The sequence below is a fragment of the Rhodococcus sp. Q genome, assembly GCF_005503035.1.
Classification (GTDB): domain Bacteria; phylum Actinomycetota; class Actinomycetes; order Mycobacteriales; family Mycobacteriaceae; genus Rhodococcus_G.
Window position 1 is genome coordinate 54,596 of sequence record NZ_SCOY01000019.1, and the last position, 19,970, is coordinate 74,565.

Consider the following 19,970-nt stretch of genomic DNA (forward strand, 5'->3'; position numbering starts at 1 on the left):
CGCCGCACCGAAAGGTGCGGCGCGCGTTCGCGTTTGTCGGCCGAGGGGTGTGAACCCCTCACATCCAGCCGCGGCGGATGAACAGCATCTTCGCGATCTGGGTCGTCGCGCAGTACGCCGCGAGGATTCCGATCAGCCACGGGAAGTAGCTCCACGGCAACGGAATCAGCCCGAGCGACCCGCCGAGGCCGGTGAACGGAAGCATGAGCCCGAACACGCACGCGAGTGCTGTCGTCACGAGGAGTGGCACCGACGCCCGGGACTGCAGGAAGGGAACTCGCCGAGTGCGAATCACGTGGACGATGAGAGTCTGCGTGAGAAGTGACTCGACGAACCACCCGGACTGGAACAGCGCGGCGTGTTCCGGCGCGTTGGCGGCGAAGACGAACCACATCAGCGCGAACGTCGCGATGTCGAAAATCGAGCTGATCGGGCCGAAGGACACGATGTACCGGGCCAGGCTGCGGGTCTCCCACTTACGCGGCCTGGTCAGGAACTCACGATCGACGCGGTCCCAGGGAAGCGCAAGCATCGCGAGGTCGTACACCAGATTCTGCACCAACAGGACCAGCGGGATCATCGGCAGAAACGGCAGCATGGCACTCGCAACCAGCACGGTGAACACGTTGCCGAAGTTCGAGCTGGCGGTCATCTTGACGTACTTGAGCATGTTGCCGAACGTGCGACGACCCTCGAGAACACCGTGCTCGAGTACACCGAGATCCTTCTCCAACAGGACGATGTCCGCGGACTCACGAGCGATGTCGGCAGCGCTGTCCACCGAGATGCCGACGTCCGCGGCGTGCAGTGCCGGTGCGTCGTTCACCCCGTCGCCGAGAAACCCGACGGTGTTCCCGCATTGCTTGAGCGACCGTACGATTCGCGCCTTCTGCGTCGGATCGATCTTCACGAACACGGCCGTCTCCCCCACGAGCGCGGCGAGTTCCACGTCGCTCGACCGGTCCACCCGGTCACCGTCGACGACGGTGCCGACCTCGATTCCCGCCTTGCGGCACACGGCCTCCGTGACCAGCTCGTTGTCGCCGGTGATCACCTTGACCGCGGTGCCGTGGGCCTGCAGCGCCGCGACTGCCGACGAGGCCGACGCCTTCGGCGGGTCGAGGAAGGTCAGGAACCCGACGAGGGTGAGGCCCGACTCGTCCACGCTCGTGTAGTCACGCCGCCCCTCTCCGTTGACGCGAACATGCTTGCGGGCCAACGCAAGTACTCGCTTGCCCTCGCCGTTGAGGCGTGCGACGAGCTCCTCGATCTCGGATCGGGACGTCGCGTTCAGCTCGCGCGTCCGGTCATTCGCCAGGACCGAGTCGCACAAGGCAAGGACCTCTTCCACCGCACCCTTGGTGACGAGGAGGTCCAGTCCGCCGTCCTCGACCACGACGGACATGCGGCGACGCGTGAAGTCGAACGGGATCTCGTCGACGAGGCGGTGATTTCGCCCGATCCACTCGGACAACGGCTTTCCCGCCGCAGCCAGCACGGCCTCGTCGATCGAGTTGCGCAGCCCCGTCTGGAAGTGGGCGTTCACCGTCGCCAGACGCAGGGTCGACCTGCTGCGCTGCCCCACCGGATCCAGGTGGTCGGCCAGCGCGATCCGGTCCTCCGTCAGGGTCCCCGTCTTGTCGGTGCAGAGCACATCCATTGCGCCGAAATTCTGAATCGCCCCCAGCCGCCTGACGATCACCTTGTGGCGCGACATGTGCAGCGCGCCCTTCGCGAGCGTCGCGGTGACGATCAGCGGCAGCATCTCCGGTGTCAGTCCGACCGCGGTGGCGACGCCGAACAGCAGAGCCTGGCTCCAGTCCTTGGTGAGGCCGTTGATCACGAAGACAGCCGGAACCATGACGACCATCAACCGGATCAGCAGATAGCTGACCTTCCGCACTCCGACGTCGAATTCGGTGTCGGGCCGGGAATTGTCCAGGCACTTCGCCATTGCGCCGAAGTAGGTGCGGCGTCCGGTGTTCACCACGACCGCCGTGGCCGAGCCCGAGACAACCGAGGTCCCCATGAAGGCGAGGTTGTCCGCGTCCAGGATTCGCCGCGCGTCCGCCCCGTGGATGGCTGCTGCCGTCTTCTCGACCGGCGCCGACTCCCCGCTGAGCATCGACTGGTTCACCTGCAGGTGCGTGGCCCGCACGACCCGGACGTCGGCGGGGATCATGTCGCCCGCGGCAAGGGACACCACGTCGCCGGGTAGCAACTCGTCGATCGGGATCTCGCCGCTCACCACCTTGCCGTCGAGCCGCCGGGTGGTCGTGGCGGTGACGGTGACCATCTTCTCGAGTGCCGCCACGGCCCGACCCGAGCGGTGCTCCTGCCAGAACCGCAGCAGAACGCTGACCAGGACCATCGATCCCACCAGCACGATGCCGTCGTAGGACGGGCCGTCGTCGGCCCACAGGACGTCCGTTGCGAACATGACGACACAGAGGAAGACCAGAATGAGAACGAAGGGGTTCGTGAACGCCTTCAGCAGCTGGATGAACGCAGGTGGGGGTCCGTCCCGACGAATGCGGTTCGGACCGAACTCCTCGCGCAGCCGGTCCAGCTGGTCGGAGCGCAATCCCTGGAAGGTGGTGCCGAGATCGGCGTGAACGTCACGCGGCGCCCGCCCGGCGAGAGCGGTCAACCGACGGGCGTCGTCCGGTGCCAGCGAGGTGGTGTGCGAGCGCTCCGCCGCCTTCTCTCGCCGAGGGAACGTGAGCACAGTGGTGAATGACATGGCTGTGTCCTTCTCCGCGCCGGCTCCGAAACGTCAGGAGCGCAGCGCAAAACTTCTCCGCGACAAGACAAGTCGCGCGAGTGGGCACGGCGGTTGGCCGTGGAGGAAAGGACCGAGGCGGGAGACGGCTAGAGCGCGCGGCGACCGCCGTCGGTCATCGAGATGCGAGTCGACAGTCGACTGGGGGGTTCGTCCACGGCGGTCACCTCCTTGAGACACGGGCGCCGGTCGGTGGACCATCCGGCGCCGAAAAGTTCCGGCGAGCACACGAGGTCGTGAGTCCTTCTTGCGGAACGCATTTCGTGAAACACGTCACCTCCACGTAAAAGCTTCGGCACTGCACGACGTGTCCCGACTCCGGGAAGCCACCTTGGATCACCCCTTAATCCGGGGAGACCTGTCCTAACCTTGGGCGTCTCTCGACGTCGTCAGATCAGTGGCCTGTGTTCGTGCAGGAGCCTCGCCTAACGAGGTGCTGCGCCATCCAACCAACCACCACGGTCGGACGACTGTCAAATCGAGCCTCGACGCGATTGGCAAGGCGGACCCGTCACGGGACCGGCCCTGCCGAGGCCGGGGACGGGGTCGTCGCGGCCGCAGACCCTACCGAACGTGAAACGCGCGCCGCACCGAAAGGTGCGACGCGCGTTCATGTTTCCCGGGGATCAGCTGCCGGCGCTCCCGCTGTCGCCACTGCTCGCGGTCGACACACCGAGCAGCGTGAGGAAGACCGGAATGGCCTCCGGGTTCTCGAGGACCGTGCTGCCGAAGTCGGCGACACCGGCGACACTGCCGAGGCCGGCAGGGACGATCACCGGCGCCATCGCAGTCGCCGCGTCCTTGCCGATGCCCGCGCAGGCACCGACCGCGGCGTAGACGCCGTTGGGCAGGTCCTGAACCGTCACACTCGCGGAACGATCCAGAATGGTGGTGATCGCGGGTGCGCCCTTGATGACACCGCTGTTGAGGATGCCGAGGAAGTTGGCCGGATCGGTGATGTTCGCCAGCAGTGCACTGATCTCCACCGCGCGGCCGGCGTCGACGAGACCGGCTGCGCACCCGTCGAGGATGCCGGTGTTGGGATCGTCGAGTGTGAACGTGACGTCCCCGCCGCTGACCGACGCCTTCAACACGGGCGCGGTCGCGGTCGCGGCCGACGCCGTCGCCGGCATTGCGAATGCCAGTGCAGCGGTGGTCGCGGCGGTGATCGCGGCGCCGCCGACGATCCTCGTCAGGGTGGTACTCGGCATGGTGAACCTTCCTGTGGATGTGACCGCAACCCCCCGCTATGCGGTCCGACTTGGAGAGAGCGCCCGCACCCTATTGGACAACCGTCCGAATCGCGGGAAAACACGCCGACTGCCCGGAGATTCCCCGCCAAACCGTTACTCCGCCAACACGGACCGCTCGACACGGCTCCAGCCGAGGCAGAACGCCCACTGCTCGTCGTAGGGTTCCACGAATGACGGATCCGGACGTGACGGCGGGCTCCGAGCGGTCGGATTCCGGCCAGGAGAGCACGCTCACTGTGGTGCTGGCGTTCGGCGCGAACCTCGCGATCGCCCTCGCCAAAACTGTGGCCGCGGTGCTCACCGGGTCGGCCTCGATGGTCGCGGAGGCGACCCACTCCTGGGCGGACACGGGAAACGAGGTGCTGCTGCTCATCGCGAACGGACGATCGCGGCGGGCCGCGGACCGCGCCCACCCGCTCGGATACGGACGTGAGGCATATATCTGGTCGATGTTCGCGGCACTCGGACTCTTCGCGCTCGGCGCGGGGGTGTCGATCACGCACGGCATCCAGGAACTGGTCCATCCCGAGCCCGCCGCCGACTACGGCATCGCCTACGCGGTACTCGGCATCTCCCTCGTACTCGAGGCGATTTCGTTCCGGCAGGCGTATCGGCAGGTCCGGACCGAGGCGGCGTCCGCGGATCGCGACCTGTTCGAGCACGCACTCCACACGTCCGACCCGACGGTGCGGGCCGTGTTCGCGGAGGACGCCGCGGCCCTGATCGGCCTACTGATCGCGTTCGTCGGAATCCTCCTGCACCAGATCACGGGGTCACCGGTGCCCGACGCGATCGGGTCGATCCTCGTCGGCATCCTGCTCGGGGTGATCGCGGTGATCCTGATCGACCGCAACCGACGATTCCTCGTCGGCGAGGAGGCGTCACCACAGCTGCGGAACGCAGGCCTGCGGTCCCTGCTGGATCTTCCGGAAGTGGAGCGGGTGACGATGCTGCGGATGGAGTACCTGGGTCCGCGTCAGGTGTTCGTCGTCGGGGCCGTCGACCTGGTCGGCGACGGCGCCGAGCACACCGTCGCGGAACAACTGGACCGATGCGAGAAGGCCCTCGAACAGCATCCGTACATCCGCAAGGTCGTGCTGTCGCTGTCGACGCCCGGCGACCCCGCGCTCACCCCCGACAACGGGTGAGGGGAGTCCATGCCCGGTCGGACCGGACATGGACTCCCCTCCCCCTGGGGTCAGCTCAGATGTACATCGCAGGGTCGATGTAGCTGTTGGGGTCGACCAACTGCTCGTGCTGGCGACCGCTGCGGTGTCGCACGGTCGCCGGAATTCCTGTCGCGATCGAATCGGGCGGCACGTCACGGGTGACGACCGCATTGGCGCCGACTGCGCTGTCGTCCCCGACGACGACCGGGCCCAGGATCTTCGCTCCCGCGCCGACCGTGACGCGGTTCCCGATCGTCGGGTGACGCTTCGTCTTCGCCAGCGACCGACCGCCGAGAGTGACTCCGTGATAGAGCATCACGTCGTCGCCGATCTCGGTGGTCTCGCCGATGACGACACCCATCCCGTGGTCGATGAAGAACCGCCGGCCGATCGTCGCGCCGGGGTGGATCTCGATGCCGGTCAGGAACCGGGTGAACTGGGAGAGCATGCGGGCCGGACCACGCAGCGCGGGCTTCGCCCACATGCGGTGCGCGACCCGGTGCGACCAGATTGCGTGCAACCCCGAGTAGACGATCGCGTTCTCGACGTTGCTACGCGCGGCCGGGTCCTGGCCGCGCGCGGCCTGCAGGTCCTCCCGAACCGTGCGCAGCACTCCCATGTCTCAGTCCCGGATGTGCTCGAACAGCGGCGTCGAGATGTACCGCTCACCGAAGTCCGGCACCACCACGACGATCAGCTTGCCCGCGTTCTCGGGACGCTTCGCGAGCTCCAGCGCGCCCCACACGTTCGCGCCCGCGGAGATGCCGCCGAGGATGCCCTCGTCGGTGCCGAGGCTGCGTGCGGTCGTGATGGCGTCGTCCAGCTTGACGTCGATGATCTCGTCGTAGATGTCGCGATCGAGGATGTCGGGCACGAAGTTGGCGCCGAGACCCTGGATCTTGTGCGGGCCGGGCTGTCCGCCGGTCAGGATCGGCGAATCGGCGGGCTCGACGCCCACGATCTTGACCTCGGGGTTGCGCTCGCGCAGTGCGCGGCCGACACCGGTGATGGTGCCGCCGGTGCCGATGCCCGCGACGAAGATGTCGACCTTGCCGTCGGTGTCGGCCCAGACCTCTTCACCGGTGGTGGCCTGGTGGATGGCCGGGTTGGCCGGGTTCGCGAACTGGCGTGCGAGAACCGCGTTCTCGGTCTGCCCGACGATCTCCTCGGCCTTCTTGACGGCACCGGCCATGCCCTCGGAACCCGGGGTCAGCACGATCTCGGCGCCGTAGGCGCGCAGCATGACGCGACGCTCGGTGGACATCGTCTCCGGCATCGTGAGGATGACCTTGTAGCCGCGGGCGGCCGCAACCATGGCGAGCGCGATGCCGGTGTTACCGGACGTGCCCTCGACGATGGTGCCGCCGGGCTTGAGCTCACCGGACTGCTCGGCGGCGTCGATGATCGCGACACCGATGCGGTCCTTGACGCTGTTGGCGGGGTTGTAGAACTCGAGCTTGGCCACCACCTGCGCCTGCGCACCGTCCGTGAGGCGGTTCAGGCGGACGAGCGGGGTCCGCCCGACCAGTTCGGTGACGTTGTTGTAGATCTGGCTCATCGCTGATCCTCTCCCCGTGCGTATACGCCGGGCGTCGCTGTTCGTTGGATGTATTCCACCACTGCCACCTGGGTTCGGCGACACCACCCCCGGAAACGGGTGAGGGGAACCTTCAACCGGATCAACCGGTCGAGGGTTCCCCTCATCACGAAGCTGGACTACGTCAGCCGAGACGCTGCTTCAGAGCCTCGAACTCGTCGCGGACGCCCGACGGCACCTTCTCTCCGAGGAACTCGAACCATTCCTCGATGAGCGGCAGTTCGGACTTCCACTCCTCGACGTCGACCGCGAGGGCCTCGTCGACATCGGCGGCAACGACGTCGAGGCCGTCGAGCTCGAGGTCCGCCGCGGTCGGCACGTAGCCGATCGGGGTGGTCTGCGCGCCCGCCTTGTGCTCGATGCGGTCCACGATCCACTTGAGGACGCGGGAGTTCTCGCCGAAACCGGGCCACAGGAAGCGGCCGTCGTCACCGCGACGGAACCAGTTCACGTAGAAGATCTTCGGCAGCTTCTCCGAGTCGGCGTTCTTGCCGAGGGTGATCCAGTGGTTCAGGTAGTCGCCTGCGTTGTAGCCGATGAACGGGATCATCGCCATCGGGTCGCGGCGGACCGTGCCCACCGCGCCCTCGGCAGCGGCGGTCTGCTCGGACGAGAGCGTCGCGCCGAGGAAGGTGCCGTGCTGCCAGTCGAAGGACTCGCTGACCAGCGGGACGGTGGTCTTGCGGCGTCCACCGAACAGGATCGCCGAGATCGGCACGCCCTGCGGGTCGTCCCACTCGGGGGCGAGGATCGGGCACTGCGACATCGGGGTGCAGTAGCGCGAGTTCGGGTGGGCGGCCTTCTCGCCGGACTCGGGGGTCCAGTCGTTGCCCTTCCAGTCGATCAGGTGCGTAGGCTCGCCCTCGAGGCCCTCCCACCAGACGTCGCCGTCGTCGGTCAGTCCGACGTTCGTGTACAGCGAGTTGCCCGCCTCGAGCGTCTTCATCGCGTTGGGGTTCGAGCCGTAGTTGGTGCCCGGCGCGACGCCGAAGAAACCGAACTCCGGGTTGACGGCGTACAGACGGCCGTCCTCACCGAAGCGCATCCACGCGATGTCGTCGCCGAGGGTCTCGGCGCGCCAGCCGGGGATGGTCGGCTGGATCATCGCGAGGTTGGTCTTGCCGCACGCGGACGGGAACGCCGCCGCGATGTAGTACGCCTTGTCCTCGGGCGAGATCAGCTTGAGGATCAGCATGTGCTCGGCCAGCCAGCCCTCGTCGTGGGCCATGGCCGACGCGATACGCAGCGAGTAGCACTTCTTGCCGAGCAGGGCGTTGCCGCCGTAACCGGAACCGTAGGACCAGATCTCGCGGTCCTCGGGGAAGTGGGTGATGTACTTCGTGTCGTTGCACGGCCACGGGACGTCGGCCTGGCCGTCGGCGAGCGGCGCGCCGACGGAGTGCAGCGCCTTCACGAACGGCTTGTCCGAGCCCAGCTTGTCGAGCGCGGCCTGGCCCATGCGGGTCATGATGCGCATCGAGACGACGACGTACTCGGAGTCGGTGATCTCGACGCCCAGCTTCGGATCGTCGGCGCCCAGCGGACCCATGCAGAACGGCACCACGTACATGGTGCGCCCGCGCATGCAGCCCCGGTACAGGTCGGTCATCAGGCCGCGCATCTCGGCCGGGTCCATCCAGTTGTTGGTGGGGCCGGCGTCGATCTCTTCACGCGAGCAGATGTAGGTGCGAGACTCGACACGCGCCACGTCGGACGGGTCGGAGTTGCCGAGGAACGAGTTGGGCTTCTTCTCGTCGTTGAGACGCGTGAAGGTACCTGCCTCGACGAGCTGCGCGGTCAGGCGGTCCCACTCCTCGTCCGAACCGTCGGCGAAGACGACGCGATCGGGCTGGGTCAGCTCCGCCACTTCGCGTACCCAGGCGAGGAGTTCGCCGTGCGAGGTGGGCGCGGTGTCAGTGCCAGTCAGACCTGGAATGGTCGCTGAGGTCATCAAACTCTCCCTGGGGTGTTCCGGAATCGAGTCACGGCGCCCTGCCGGACGACAGTGCGCGGCGGATCGCGATTACCCCTCTCGGTGGGGCACCACCCGCTGTTCCATCGACCGTGTGCGAGTGGTTTCACACGGTTGACGACGACACGGGCGCCGGGTGTCCTGAATAGAGGTTAGCTCTGCGCGTCCGCGATGTGGGAATCGGGTCACGTCCGATCGGTCACAGGACCGATTCAGTGATCCGAGCAGATCCACCGAGACAACTCTGGCGGTGACGACCGAGGTCGTCACCGCCAGAGTTGGACGTCGTGCGTCAGATCAGCTCAGCGAGCCTTCGATCACCTTGAGGATGGTGTCACCAAGGACGTCGCTGATCGAACCGGTCGAGGACAGCTGGCCGTCGCCCGAACCGGTGCCCGTCTCGTCGGCGACGCTGAGCACGGTCTCGCCGGCGTTGGGCAGACGGACCTTGAAGCAGGCGTTCAGGTTGGGCAGCTCGTTGCTGACACCGACGGTGCCGGCGACACCGATGCCGCCGCTGGTGATCGCCGAGCCGGGGGTCGCGTTCTTCGGAACCACGTAGGTGGTCTCGAGGGTGACCGGGTTACCCGAGTTCACGAACCAGCCGGTGCTGGTGAACTTGTAGCCGGCGCCGTTCGGGGTCGCGGTCACCTCTTCGGGCTGCTGACCACCGATGAGGTTGTAGGCGGTGATCGTCGACTTGACGGGCGCACCGAATCCGGCGGGCGGGAACTCGGTGATGGTGTTGACGTACGGGTTGCCGATGCTCGTGGTGCCGATGACGGTCTTGTAGGTGACCTGGGTGCCGCCTGCGGCCTCGGTCACGTTGACCGAGCGGTCGTAGGTGTGGGTAATCCAGACGGTGCTGGCGTTGTTCTTCTCGGCATGGGTGGACTGTGCGCAGGTATCTGCGGCTGCCGCGACACCGGTTCCGAGGCCGAGGCTCAGCGTTGCGCCGCCGAGGACCAGCGCGCTCGCAGCGGCCGCGGCGGTGACGCGGCGCAGGGAGGATCGAGACATGGAAACTCCGTTCACGATTCGTTCGGGACCCAACGCGACTACCCAGCGACGAGTCCTGATAGTCAGTTATCTGTGCGCAATCATCAGATAACGCACCGAGACCTTTATACGGACGATCGTCCAGTTGCCTGACCGTTTTCACGGAATTGGCCGCAATACGCCCCGGAAAACGGGGCATCGGATCCGACTCGGACCGCACAGCGGTCGAACGGCGAAGGATTCCTTCACACCGACTCGTCGGCCCGGCGACACAACCGGGCCGGTTGAACAGCTATTCGCGCCGGCGTCTACCGCTCGAACGACAGCCGTCCTTCGTCGACGGGGTCCCAGCGAACCGTCCCGTCCGGGTCCCGCTGCGGCTCCCACGCGGCGTATGCGCCGTCCGCCTCGATGCGGGTGACGTGGTCCGCCCAGCCGTCCTCGTCGAGGTCGGACGCGATCGTCATTCCGCCGCCGTCCGAATAGACGCGGGTGTCGAGAATGCCGTCACCGTCGAGGTCGACGGTCGGTTCGGTAAGCATGAGGTCTCCGGAACCCGGACCGGCCTCGACGGTCACCGGGTACTGGTCGTCGATTCCCGCCACCAGCGTCTCGTCCTGCATCTCGGCATCCTCTCGATCGCCCGCGTTCCCCTTTCGGGGCCGGTCACTGTGGACTTGGACGCAGCACACGGTCCGCCGGTTCCTCGAACGGGCGATCGTGTTCCACGAGTGCGCGGTCGAGGACCGCGAGGTCGCGCTCGACGGCCGCGAGACGCCCCGAGGTCCGCGCGACACCGTCCCGCAACTCCCGGTCGAGTTCGGCCAGCGAGCGTTCGGTCGTCCGGGCGCGCTCCCGATGCGCCCGCTGCACGGCGTCCACGATCTCGGCTTCCGACTCGACGAGCCGCGTCAGCGCCCGTTGCTCCAGACCCGACCTGACCTGCGTCATCGCTTCCGCCAGCCACTGTCGGAGGTGGGCCCGGTCCGCGGCCAGTCCGCGCATCCGTGTCAGCGCCCACGCCGCGACACCCCCGATCAGGAGCGTCACGGGCAATGCGACGAGGTCGAACGCGGCGATGTGGGACATCGGTGACACCACGAGCCGGCCGAGTCCGGCGCCGGCCGAGGCACCGACCACGATCATCATCCGATCCTCGACGCCCCGGTGCCGCGGCTCCGGATCGTCCACGACGGGAGGGCGACGGTTCGGGCCTGCCACCGGATGCGGCGCACCCATCACCGCGGCCGCGAGGTCACCCAGCACCGCATCCGTCGTCGCGTCCACCGCGGTAGTCAGCACGTCGACCTCCTCGCGCACTCGACGAGGAAACTCCCCCGCCATCGACCGCCCCGACCGGTCCACCTCCGCGCGCAGGGCCGCGGTCGCGGCACGGACCCGGTCGCCGACGAGATGGGTGAGGTCGACGCGGGCGAGCGCGGACAGCCGCCGCAGCGCCGCCGCGGACTCGGTGCGGGGTCCGTCCCGGTCCGCGATCAGCGCTGCGCGACGTTCGCGCAGCGCCGCGGTGGCGTCGTCACGGCGCAGGTCGTCGGCGGTCGCCCGGACCATCGCCCGGACCCGGTCGAGTTCGACGTGACGCGGCGTGGCGCCGCCGTCGTCCAGAGCGCGCTCGACCGCTGTCCGCAACTCCGGCAGGCCGAGGCCCGTAGACACGGACACCGGGAGGATCGGCCCGGCAACGACGCGGCGTGCGTGCCCGGCGAGCACCGCCTCGTCCCGGTCGAGGACCGACTTCCAGTCGTGGTGGGCGTCGATCCGGGTCACGACGGCGATCGCCACCGATCCCGTGGCGGCCGCAGCGGTGAGCAACCCCAGTTCCTCCCGGCCGATCGGCGCGGACGCATCGAACGCCACGACGACGACGGACGCAGCCGGATCCGAGCCGTCACGAACCCGGAACGCGGGCAGCAGCGACGCCAGCGCATCGGCCAGCGTGCTGCGACCGCTGCCAGGCGGCCCGACGACGGCGACCGTGGGTGCGCCCGAGCCGGGAAGCTGCCAGCGTCGCAACACCTGCTCGACGTCGAGGTCAGGCATGGCGCGCCCACTCGCGGACGGCATCGCGGTGCAGTGCCACTGCGGCGCGCACGGCGTCGGGATCCTGTTCGGTGTTCATCCGCGTTCGCCAGTATCGGGCCCGGGTCTGCGCGTCACCGTCCGGGCTCGCCAGACCTGTTGCCCGGGCCGCGAGGCGCACTCCCTCGTCGCAGGCGAGGAAATCGTCGACGGCCGCGCGGGCACCGTTCCGATCGGCGATCGTCCGCAGGTGGCTGAGCAGCTCCGCGGCCCGCGCGGCCCGGATCACGCGAACCCTGTCGTCCAGAGCCGTACGCAGCCGCGGCAGACCGGTGTCCGGGCCGACGGTGGTGACGGGCAGGCACGGCGCCTCGAGGGCCGACGCCGCCCGGGCGAGCGCGCGGTCGGGATCGGTCAGGGTGTCGGTCTTGGCCAGCACCGGCACCAGGCGTCCCGCTGCCTCCGCGGCAGCCGCTCGGTCCACGTCGCGCGGCGGGTCGAGAACCACGAGCACGACCACGTCTCCGGTGAGGACCGGATCGACGGACCCGGGGCGGTCACGGGCGGCCGACTCCACGATCTCCGCGCCGTCCACGGATCCGAGCGCCGCGACGAGCGTGGACCTGCCGACACCCGCGCGGCCGGTGAACTCGACGAGGACCGCGGCGTCCGCGGCAACCGACAGCCGTTCGAGGCCGCTCGCGTCCTTCCGCGCGGTCGCACCGAGGGCGAGCAGCACCCCACCCAGAGAAGAATCAGTCGACACCTTCACGCCACCCCCAACGTGTTCCGAGTCCCGTGCGCGGCTCCCCCGACACGCGTGGTGATGATGACAGCCGGTCAGTGCAAACGGGAGACGTGTCACTCCGAACAAGACGCCTCCACCGGGAAAAGGCCTGCTCCCGTGGGATGACCACCCCGAACAGGGGTGCCGTCGGAGGCCCGTCGAAGCGTCAAACCCTCAACTCACACTTGAGACCCAGCTGCCGGAATCGGTGGTCATGCGTGACAATGGTCGGGTGAATGACGCCGAACCCCGGGTGGAGGGTGCCGCCGACCGCGGATCCCGCCTGTATCCCCGGGTGACCAGTTTCCGCTCCCGACGTGGCTCCCTCACCGATCCCCAGCAGCAAGCGTGGGACCGGATGTGGCCCGCCATCGGCGCCGATGTGTCCGACACCCCCCTCGATCTCGACGGGTGGTTCGGCAGGCAAGCGCCGACGATCATCGAGATCGGCTGCGGTACCGGAACGGCGACCACCGCGATGGCCCAGGCCGAGCCGCACATGAATCTGCTTGCCGTCGAGGTGTACCGCCCCGGCCTGGCGCAGCTGCTGCAGTCGGTCGAACGCGAGGACATCTCCAACATCCGAATCCTGCGCGGCGACGCGATGGACGTGCTGGAGAACATGCTCACCCCGGGATCGCTGGTCGGTGCTCGGGTCTTCTTCCCCGACCCGTGGCCCAAGGCACGCCACCACAAGCGGCGGCTGTTGCAGCCCGCGACGTTCGCGCTGATCGCGGACCGACTCGCGGACAACGGTGTGTTGCACGTGGCGACGGACCACGCCGAGTACGCAGAATGGATCGCCGAGGCCGGTGACGCCGAACCGCGGCTGACCCGACTCGACTGGGAGCAACTGGCAGGCGGCGCGATCGACTCGCCGATGACCCACGAGCGTCCGGTGACCAAGTTCGAGGACAAGGCGCACCGCGTCGGGCGTCCGATCACGGAAATGATCTGGGGAAAGGCCACCGGATGAGCGTCAGCGAACGATTACCCGATTCTCTCGGGGCCGCGGGCGACGACGCCACGGAGCAGCCTCGACAGCCACGCCGGGTACTCCTGGTCTGGGACGCGCCGAACCTCGACATGGGGCTCGGCGCAATTCTGGGTGGCCGTCCCACCGCGGCCTACCGACCTCGCTTCGACGCGCTCGGACGCTGGCTGCTCGGTCGCACCGCGGAACTGTCCGGGACGAGCCCGGTGCGGCTCGAGCCGGAGGCGACGGTGTTCACCAACATCGCGCCCGGCAGTGCCGACGTCGTCCGGCCCTGGGTCGAGGCACTGCGCAACGTCGGTTTCGCGGTGTTCGCGAAGCCGAAGATCGACGAGGACAGCGATGTCGACGCCGACATGCTCGCGCACATCGAGCAGCGCGCCGCAGGCGGCGGGCTGGCCGGTGTCATGGTCGCGTCGGCAGACGGCCAGGCATTCCGGGAGCCCCTCGAGGACCTCGCGGCCGCGGGCGTCCCGGTGCAGGTGCTCGGGTTCCGGGAGCACGCCAGCTGGGCGGTCTCCTCGGAGATCCTCGAGTTCGTCGACCTGGAAGACATTCCGGGCGTGTTCCGTGAGCCGCTGCCACGGGTGAGCCTGGACTCGCTGCCCGACGAGGGCGCGTGGCTGCAGCCGTTCCGTCCACTGTCGGCCCTGCTCATCGGGCGTCAAGGAGGGCAATAGTGTTCGCGACCTGGGGCCAGCTCGTCTATCGCCTCCGATTCACGGTGATCGGGGTGATGGTCGCGCTGATGCTCGGCCTCGGCGCGTACGGCCTCGGGCTCGAGAAGAACCTGAGCCAGAGCGGTTGGGACGACCCGGGTTCCGAGTCGGTCACCGCCGCGAAGCTGGCGGACGGCACCTTCGGCCGCGACACCACGGCCGACGTGGTGCTCCTCTACACCGCACCCGACGGCAAGACCGTCGACGATCCGACGTTCGCCTCGAAGATCACGAAGAACCTCGAGGACGCGGTCGCGAACAATCCGGACCAGATCCTCAAGGTCAACGGCAGCTACTGGACGACGAAACTGGCCCAGCTGGCCGATGCGACCAAGCAGCACGCTATCGCGAGCGTCGCGATAGCCGGCGCCAACGACACCGAGGTCGCGGCCAATTTCCGCGAGGTGCGCGATGTGTTCTACATCGATGGCATCGACGTGCAGCTGGCAGGCCTGCAACCCGTCACCGGAACGCTCAACGACACGATGGCGAACGACGTCCATCGCATGGAGCTCCTCGCCATCCCGGCCGTCGGTGTGCTGCTGTTCTTCGTCTTCGGCGGCGTCGTCGCCGCGGCACTCCCGCTGATCGTCGGTGGACTGACGATCATCGCCGCGAACGGCATCGTCAAGCTGTTCACCCTGTTCACGGACGTCAACGCGTTCGTGGTTCCGGTGGTGTCGCTGATCGGCCTCGGCCTGGCGATCGACTACGGCCTGTTCATGGTGAGCCGGTTCCGGGAGGAGATAGCCGAGGGCTACGAGACCGGCGACGCCGTCCGCCGCACCGTGATGACTGCGGGCCGGACCGTGGTGTTCTCGGCGACGATGGTGACGGCGAGCCTCGGTGGGCTGCTGATCTTCCCGCAGGGCTTCCTCAAGTCCGTCGCCTACGGCGCGATCGCCGCGGTGATGCTGGCAGCGCTGATCTCGGTGACGGTGTTGCCTGCGATCCTCGCGATCCTCGGTCGCCGAGTGGACGCCCTCGGGCTGAAGTTCATGCGGAAGACCAAGACCGCCGAGGAGATCGAGAACAGCTACTGGGGCCGCTTGACGCAGTGGGTCATGAAGAACCCGCTGAAGGTGGCGATCCCGATCGTGATCGGGCTGCTGCTGCTGACGATCCCGATCTCCGGCATCAAGTTCGGCGGCATCAACGAGACCTACCTCCCGCCCGACAACGCAACCCGGTTGGCGCAGGAGCAGTTCGACGAGCTGTTCCCGAACAACCGCACCGAGCCGATCAAGTTGGTCGTCGAGGGCGCGCAGGGCGCTGAGCTGACGCAGATCGTCAGGGAGGCCAGCGAGGCACCCGGCCTTGTCGAGAAGTTCAGCATCAACAATCCGACCAAGGACGGCGTGACCGTCTTCAAGGCCGGGTTGGTCGATCGCAACGACTCCGAGGCGACGATCGAGTACCTGCGGGCAATGGACGTCCCCGACGGAGCGACGGTGCTGGTCGGTGGCACGCCCGCGATCGAGCAGGACTCGATCGCCGCACTGCTCGACAGCCTGCCGCTGATGGTGGCGCTGGTGGTGCTGCTGACGACGCTGCTGATGTTCCTCGCGTTCGGATCGCTGGTGCTGCCGATCAAGGCCGTGCTGATGACCGCGCTCGGTCTCGGCGCGACGCTCGGCATCCTGACGTGGATCTTCATCGACGGACACGGCGCGAGCTTGATGAACTTCACGCCCGGCCCGATCATGTCGCCGGTGCTGGTGCTGATCATGGCGATCATCTACGGCCTGTCCACCGACTACGAGGTGTTCCTGCTCTCCCGCATGGTCGAGGCCAGGGCGCAGGGCGCGAGCACGACGGAGTCCGTCCGGGTCGGCACTGCGCACACGGGTCGCATCATCACCGCAGCGGCGTTGATCCTGATCGTGGTCACGGGTGCGTTCGCGTTCTCCGAACTGGTGATGATGAAGTACATCGCCTACGGCATGATCGCCGCGCTCGTCCTCGACGCCACCGTGATCCGCATGTTCCTGGTGCCGGCGGTGATGAAGCTGCTCGGCGACGACTGCTGGTGGGCGCCTGCCTGGATGAAGCGTATTCAGGAGCGCATGGGCCTGGGCGAGCCGATCCTCGACGACGAACGCATCCCCGCCGACGTCCCGGAGATCGCGCCTGTCGGTGTGCCCGCACCACGTCCGCAAGGTGCTCAGCGGCAGCGTTCGACGCCGTTGACGAGGGAAGCCGTCGAGCGGGTGTTGCCGCCTCGAACGGCAGCGGCGTCACGGATCGCGGCGACTGTGGAACCGCTGACCGGCGAACCGATGACCGAGCCGATCCCGCAGGTCGCACCGCGCCCGGCGCCCGAACGTCAGGCACCGGAACGGCCCGCGCCCGAGCAGCGCCGGGAACCCGAGCAGAAGCAGGCGTCGCGGCTCCCGCAGGATGCGGTGCGTCCGCCTGCACAGACGCCCCAGCAGCAGCGACCCCCGCAGGCTCCGGTGTCGCCGAGGCGCGGTACCGAGCCTCCCGCGACGGAGAATCGTCCGATCGAGAGCTGGCTGTCGAGCCTCCGGGTTCCGACAGGGTCGCAGGCGAACGGGAACGCGGTGTCGGAAGCGCACGCAGGCGCACCCGGGCAGCAACCGCAGGCACGCCCGGCACAGCCACAGGGCCGAGCGCCGCAGGCAGGCCCGGCCCAGCCGCAAGGCCAGCAGCTGCCGCCCCGACCGGCCCAGCCACAGGGTCAGCAGACGCAAGCCCGCCCGGGCCAGTCACCGCAGGGTCGACCGGCTCAGCCACCGCAGGTTCGTCCGGCTCAGCCGGAGCGGACCCCTCAGGAACGCCCGACGCAGGCGGCGACGGCAGCGTGGCCTGCCCCCACCCCGCCCGCCCCGGCGACCGAGTCACAGCCGGCCGACGATCCGTCGAACTCGGGCCGGCACCGTCACACGGACGGGGCGCCGACGGTCAGCGTCAGCGAGCTGCTCGCGCGCCAGCGGCGCGACTGACGGACAGGTCGGGTCGTCACCCGAGCATGCGTCGGAGGCCCGTCCCGAACGGATGCTTCGCGGTGACGGACCCGAACCGCATCTGACCGCGCACCACGAGGTGCAGCGGCCCGATGTTCGGACCCGTGCGCACCTTGTTGGTGGTGCTGCCGCCGACGGTCTCGATGCTGTTGAGGTCGACGGTGGCGTCCCCGGGGACGACGACGGTGACGGAACCGCAGTAGCCGTCGATCGTCACCTCGACGACCTGGGTCTGCATGACCGCGGACGTGAAGTCGAGGGTGACGTTCGACAGCCAGTTCTCGACGTGGAGGGTCGCCGGCACCTGCCAGGCCCCCTTCCTGGTCACGCTCGACAGCTTCGCGCGGATGACCGTCGGCGCATCGGCCTGGTACGCCGCCGCGACCGGGGTCGGCGGCCGGGGGCTCGGCCGCCGGGGGCTCGGCGTGGGGGCCTGCGCTGTGTGGTCGGTGCCGACGACCCGGATGCCCGGCAAGTCGAACAGCACACTGTTGAGTTCACCGCGCGTGCGGGCAGCGAGAGCGGTGTCCATGCGTTCGGTGAATTCGCCGAGCGAGAGCATCCCCTGACCAACCGCGCGCTGCAGCAACTGGCCCACGTATTCACGTTCGGCGTCCGACACCCGAAGATCCCTGTCCTCCATACGGCACAGGATATGCGCGCCGTGAATGGGGCCGTCGGCGCCGTGCGATCGCGCTCAGGCCGCCGCGCTCCCGCCCTGACCACCGGACGCGAACGCCCGCGCATACCTCGTGCCTGCCGCGAGCAGCAGCAGTCCCGCTCCGAGGAAGGCAAGGACCCGGTAGACGCCGTCGAGGGTGGCGAGGTCGAAGAGGAACAGCTTTGCCAGCGCGGCCCCGGTGAGCGTCAGCCCGGACACGAGGGCGAGCCGTGCATGCTCCGGATGGGTCAGGCCCCAGCGCAGCATCGCGGTGGCGAGCACCATCCACGCCAGCGTCGCCGCGGTGTGCCCGGCGATGAATCCCGTTGTGGCGCCGAGAGCGGCGACACCCGCGGTCACCACGGTCGCGGTGCCCGCGTACCCGGCCACCAACCCGGCGACGATCGCGGCGACGGCGGTCCGATCCGCACCGAGCAGGCCGAGTGACCGCGCGGTCGCGGCGAGCGCCACCACGGTGGCCGCGAGCAGAACTCCGGCGACGACGACCACGAGGGACGAACTCGCATCGTCCTGGTCCGTCAGCGCTTCCGGCGGCGCGATGCCGAGGAACAGCAGTCCACCGAGCACGCCGAATCCGGTTGCGGCGGTGAACGCGATGCGGGATCCGGTCCTGCCCGAGACCGCGACCAGTCCCAGCGCGAGGGTCAGTAGTGCCACCGGCAGCACGTCCCCGGAGGTGGCGGCGACGCACGTCTGCAGTGCCGCCAGGGCCGCGACCGCCGACGCGGCGATCCGGGTGTGACCAGGCAGGTCGGGAACGGCCACGATCAGCACGACGAGGCTCGCGGCCGTGACCACCAGCACCGCGACCTCGGTCCACCGGGTGAGCACCCCTCCGGTGAACAGCAGCGGCAGGGTCGTGGCCGCGAGCATCACGCTCGAGGTGACGTCGGCGGCGTTGCGGCGCACCACGATCACGGCAGTGCCCGCTCCGACGACCGCAACGGTCGCGGCCATGGCGAGCAGGAGCGCGACGGTCGGCCGATGTCCGTCCGGCCACAGCCCGATCCCCGACCAGGTGGCGTCCGCGAACACCACGAGCACCGCGACGACCGCCGGAAGGGTCCGTGCGACGTGCAGGTACGGCCAGTCCTTGCCTAGCTGGGGGAAAGCGCCTGCGATCTGCACCACCACCAGGAACGCGAGCAGCGACATGGTGATGCCGTCGGTGAGCACGGGCGCCAGGACCGCGATCGCGGTCGTGACGAGCGCTGCCATCGGCTGGGACTCCCACCGGGTCGCGATCAGCATTCCGGCGGCGGCGATCGCGGCGGCCAGGGCGAGGCCGACCAGCGGCGGGAACCAACCGTGGTAGACGGTCGCTGCGGTGACGGCGAGAAAGCCGCCCGCGAGCCCGGTCACGGCCAACGCGATCGCGCCGACCCGCCCACCGCTGCGGTCGTACACGCGCAGTCCCGCACCGACCAGAGCCGCCGAGAACACCGCACCCGCCACGACTCTCGCGACAGGACCGAAGAAGCCGGCTTGCGCGGCGAGCACCAGCAGCATCACCACACCGATCAGGGTGACGGCCGCGCCCGCGGCCGCGAGAACGCGGCTGACCATGCCGTCGCGCTGCCACCACGGCTCACGCGGCACCGGCGGAGCGGGGGCCGGGCGCGGGGGCGCCTGCCGTGCCGGAGGACCGGGCTGCGCGTACATGGGCTGCGCATACATCGGTTGCGGATACATCGGTTGCGGGGCGTAGACGGGTTGGGCCGAAAGGTGCTGGACCGGCTGCGCCGGATACACCGGCGGTGTCTGCGCGACCGGGACCTCGAGCTGCGCCCGAAGTCGCGTCAGGTCCTCGGAGACGCCGCGCAGGTGCTGCCCGAGCGCAGCGAACTCGCCGGACAGCCTGGCGACCAACTGTGGATCGATCTGGGTACCACCGGGATTGACCATGGTTCCAGCATCGAGTTCTCCGCTTCCGCGGACATGAGTAGTCCTACTCGAACGGACCGGGGACTTTCCGTGGACGCGGCGACC

Annotated in this window: 15 protein-coding genes and 1 riboswitch; of the genes, 4 read left to right on the plus strand and 11 right to left on the minus strand. The window is 68.6% G+C overall.

Features of this window, described 5'->3' with window-relative positions; all coding sequences use genetic code 11:
- Window positions 1–58: 58 nt before the first annotated feature.
- Together mgtA and FFS72_RS17540 are read right to left on the minus strand one after the other, a co-directional pair.
- Window positions 59–2,743, minus strand: a complete 2,685-nt coding sequence (gene mgtA, locus FFS72_RS17535) for a magnesium-translocating P-type ATPase (RefSeq protein ID WP_137875121.1) — start codon at window positions 2,741–2,743, stop codon at window positions 59–61.
- A gap of 309 nt (window positions 2,744–3,052) precedes the next feature.
- A riboswitch (M-box (ykoK) riboswitch) is annotated at window positions 3,053–3,222 on the minus strand.
- Between the two features lie 186 nt (window positions 3,223–3,408).
- Window positions 3,409–3,993: a hypothetical protein gene (locus tag FFS72_RS17540; protein ID WP_137875122.1), complete on the minus strand. Its 585-nt coding sequence runs from the start codon at window positions 3,991–3,993 to the stop codon at window positions 3,409–3,411.
- Window positions 3,994–4,205: 212 nt separating this feature from the next.
- Here FFS72_RS17540 and FFS72_RS17545 point away from each other — a divergent pair, with 212 nt between their 5' ends.
- On the plus strand, window positions 4,206–5,183 hold the full coding sequence (locus FFS72_RS17545; RefSeq protein ID WP_137875123.1) for a cation diffusion facilitator family transporter: 978 nt from the start codon (window positions 4,206–4,208) through the stop codon (window positions 5,181–5,183).
- A gap of 55 nt (window positions 5,184–5,238) precedes the next feature.
- Here FFS72_RS17545 and epsC read toward each other — a convergent pair whose 3' ends face one another.
- From epsC to FFS72_RS17580, 7 genes are all read right to left on the minus strand, one after another.
- Window positions 5,239–5,823, minus strand: coding sequence for a serine O-acetyltransferase EpsC (gene epsC, locus FFS72_RS17550; RefSeq protein WP_050063945.1), 585 nt, complete (start codon window positions 5,821–5,823; stop codon window positions 5,239–5,241).
- A gap of 3 nt (window positions 5,824–5,826) precedes the next feature.
- A complete protein-coding gene (cysK, locus tag FFS72_RS17555; RefSeq protein WP_137875124.1) occupies window positions 5,827–6,762 on the minus strand; it encodes a cysteine synthase A in 936 nt (311 codons plus the stop codon).
- 163 nt (window positions 6,763–6,925) lie between these two features.
- On the minus strand, window positions 6,926–8,752 hold the full coding sequence (locus FFS72_RS17560) for a phosphoenolpyruvate carboxykinase (GTP) (protein WP_137875125.1): 1,827 nt from the start codon (window positions 8,750–8,752) through the stop codon (window positions 6,926–6,928).
- Window positions 8,753–9,070: 318 nt separating this feature from the next.
- Window positions 9,071–9,793, minus strand: a complete 723-nt coding sequence (locus FFS72_RS17565; protein WP_171018729.1) for a hypothetical protein — start codon at window positions 9,791–9,793, stop codon at window positions 9,071–9,073.
- A 287-nt stretch (window positions 9,794–10,080) separates the two neighbouring features.
- Complete coding sequence (locus FFS72_RS17570; RefSeq protein WP_137875126.1) at window positions 10,081–10,395, minus strand: DUF6802 family protein; 315 nt, start codon at window positions 10,393–10,395, stop codon at window positions 10,081–10,083.
- A gap of 43 nt (window positions 10,396–10,438) precedes the next feature.
- The gene (locus FFS72_RS17575; RefSeq protein WP_137875127.1) at window positions 10,439–11,833 is read right to left on the minus strand and encodes a hypothetical protein; all 1,395 of its coding nucleotides are present in this window, start codon (window positions 11,831–11,833) and stop codon (window positions 10,439–10,441) included.
- Window positions 11,826–12,578: a hypothetical protein gene (locus tag FFS72_RS17580; protein ID WP_137875128.1), complete on the minus strand. Its 753-nt coding sequence runs from the start codon at window positions 12,576–12,578 to the stop codon at window positions 11,826–11,828. The genes FFS72_RS17575 and FFS72_RS17580 overlap by 8 nt, the downstream gene beginning before the upstream one ends.
- Before the next feature lie 217 nt (window positions 12,579–12,795).
- Between FFS72_RS17580 and trmB the strand changes: the two genes are divergently transcribed.
- Genes trmB through FFS72_RS17595 form a run of 3 tightly spaced genes read left to right on the plus strand, consistent with a single transcriptional unit; the run spans window position 12,796 to window position 17,278 of the window.
- A complete protein-coding gene (gene trmB / locus FFS72_RS17585) occupies window positions 12,796–13,575 on the plus strand; it encodes a tRNA (guanosine(46)-N7)-methyltransferase TrmB (RefSeq protein WP_171018731.1) in 780 nt (259 codons plus the stop codon).
- Window positions 13,572–14,273: an NYN domain-containing protein gene (locus FFS72_RS17590; RefSeq protein ID WP_050063953.1), complete on the plus strand. Its 702-nt coding sequence runs from the start codon at window positions 13,572–13,574 to the stop codon at window positions 14,271–14,273. The genes trmB and FFS72_RS17590 overlap by 4 nt, the downstream gene beginning before the upstream one ends.
- Complete coding sequence (locus FFS72_RS17595; RefSeq protein WP_137875130.1) at window positions 14,273–17,278, plus strand: MMPL family transporter; 3,006 nt, start codon at window positions 14,273–14,275, stop codon at window positions 17,276–17,278. The genes FFS72_RS17590 and FFS72_RS17595 overlap by 1 nt, the downstream gene beginning before the upstream one ends.
- Window positions 17,279–17,294: 16 nt before the next feature.
- On the opposite strand, the gene FFS72_RS17600 is transcribed toward FFS72_RS17595, so the two are convergent.
- The gene (locus tag FFS72_RS17600; RefSeq protein ID WP_137875131.1) at window positions 17,295–17,942 is read right to left on the minus strand and encodes a DUF1707 SHOCT-like domain-containing protein; all 648 of its coding nucleotides are present in this window, start codon (window positions 17,940–17,942) and stop codon (window positions 17,295–17,297) included.
- A 54-nt stretch (window positions 17,943–17,996) separates the two neighbouring features.
- Window positions 17,997–19,886, minus strand: a complete 1,890-nt coding sequence (locus FFS72_RS17605; RefSeq protein ID WP_137875132.1) for a DUF2339 domain-containing protein — start codon at window positions 19,884–19,886, stop codon at window positions 17,997–17,999.
- Window positions 19,887–19,970 lie beyond the last annotated feature (84 nt).

Excerpts from the sequence above, each read along its gene's own strand:
- FFS72_RS17560 (WP_137875125.1), bottom strand. The coding sequence starts at position 8,752 with ATGACCTCAGCGACCATTCCAGGTCTGACTGGCACTGACACCGCGCCC.
- FFS72_RS17575 (WP_137875127.1), bottom strand. The coding sequence starts at position 11,833 with ATGCCTGACCTCGACGTCGAGCAGGTGTTGCGACGCTGGCAGCTTCCC.
- FFS72_RS17570 (WP_137875126.1), bottom strand. The coding sequence starts at position 10,395 with ATGCAGGACGAGACGCTGGTGGCGGGAATCGACGACCAGTACCCGGTG.
- FFS72_RS17540 (WP_137875122.1), bottom strand. The coding sequence starts at position 3,993 with ATGCCGAGTACCACCCTGACGAGGATCGTCGGCGGCGCCGCGATCACC.
- cysK (WP_137875124.1), bottom strand. The coding sequence starts at position 6,762 with ATGAGCCAGATCTACAACAACGTCACCGAACTGGTCGGGCGGACCCCG.
- epsC (WP_050063945.1), bottom strand. The coding sequence starts at position 5,823 with ATGGGAGTGCTGCGCACGGTTCGGGAGGACCTGCAGGCCGCGCGCGGC.
- FFS72_RS17565 (WP_171018729.1), bottom strand. The coding sequence starts at position 9,793 with ATGTCTCGATCCTCCCTGCGCCGCGTCACCGCCGCGGCCGCTGCGAGC.
- FFS72_RS17605 (WP_137875132.1), bottom strand. The coding sequence starts at position 19,886 with ATGGTCAATCCCGGTGGTACCCAGATCGATCCACAGTTGGTCGCCAGG.
- FFS72_RS17590 (WP_050063953.1), top strand. The coding sequence starts at position 13,572 with ATGAGCGTCAGCGAACGATTACCCGATTCTCTCGGGGCCGCGGGCGAC.
- mgtA (WP_137875121.1), bottom strand. The coding sequence starts at position 2,743 with ATGTCATTCACCACTGTGCTCACGTTCCCTCGGCGAGAGAAGGCGGCG.
- FFS72_RS17545 (WP_137875123.1), top strand. The coding sequence starts at position 4,206 with ATGACGGATCCGGACGTGACGGCGGGCTCCGAGCGGTCGGATTCCGGC.
- FFS72_RS17600 (WP_137875131.1), bottom strand. The coding sequence starts at position 17,942 with ATGGAGGACAGGGATCTTCGGGTGTCGGACGCCGAACGTGAATACGTG.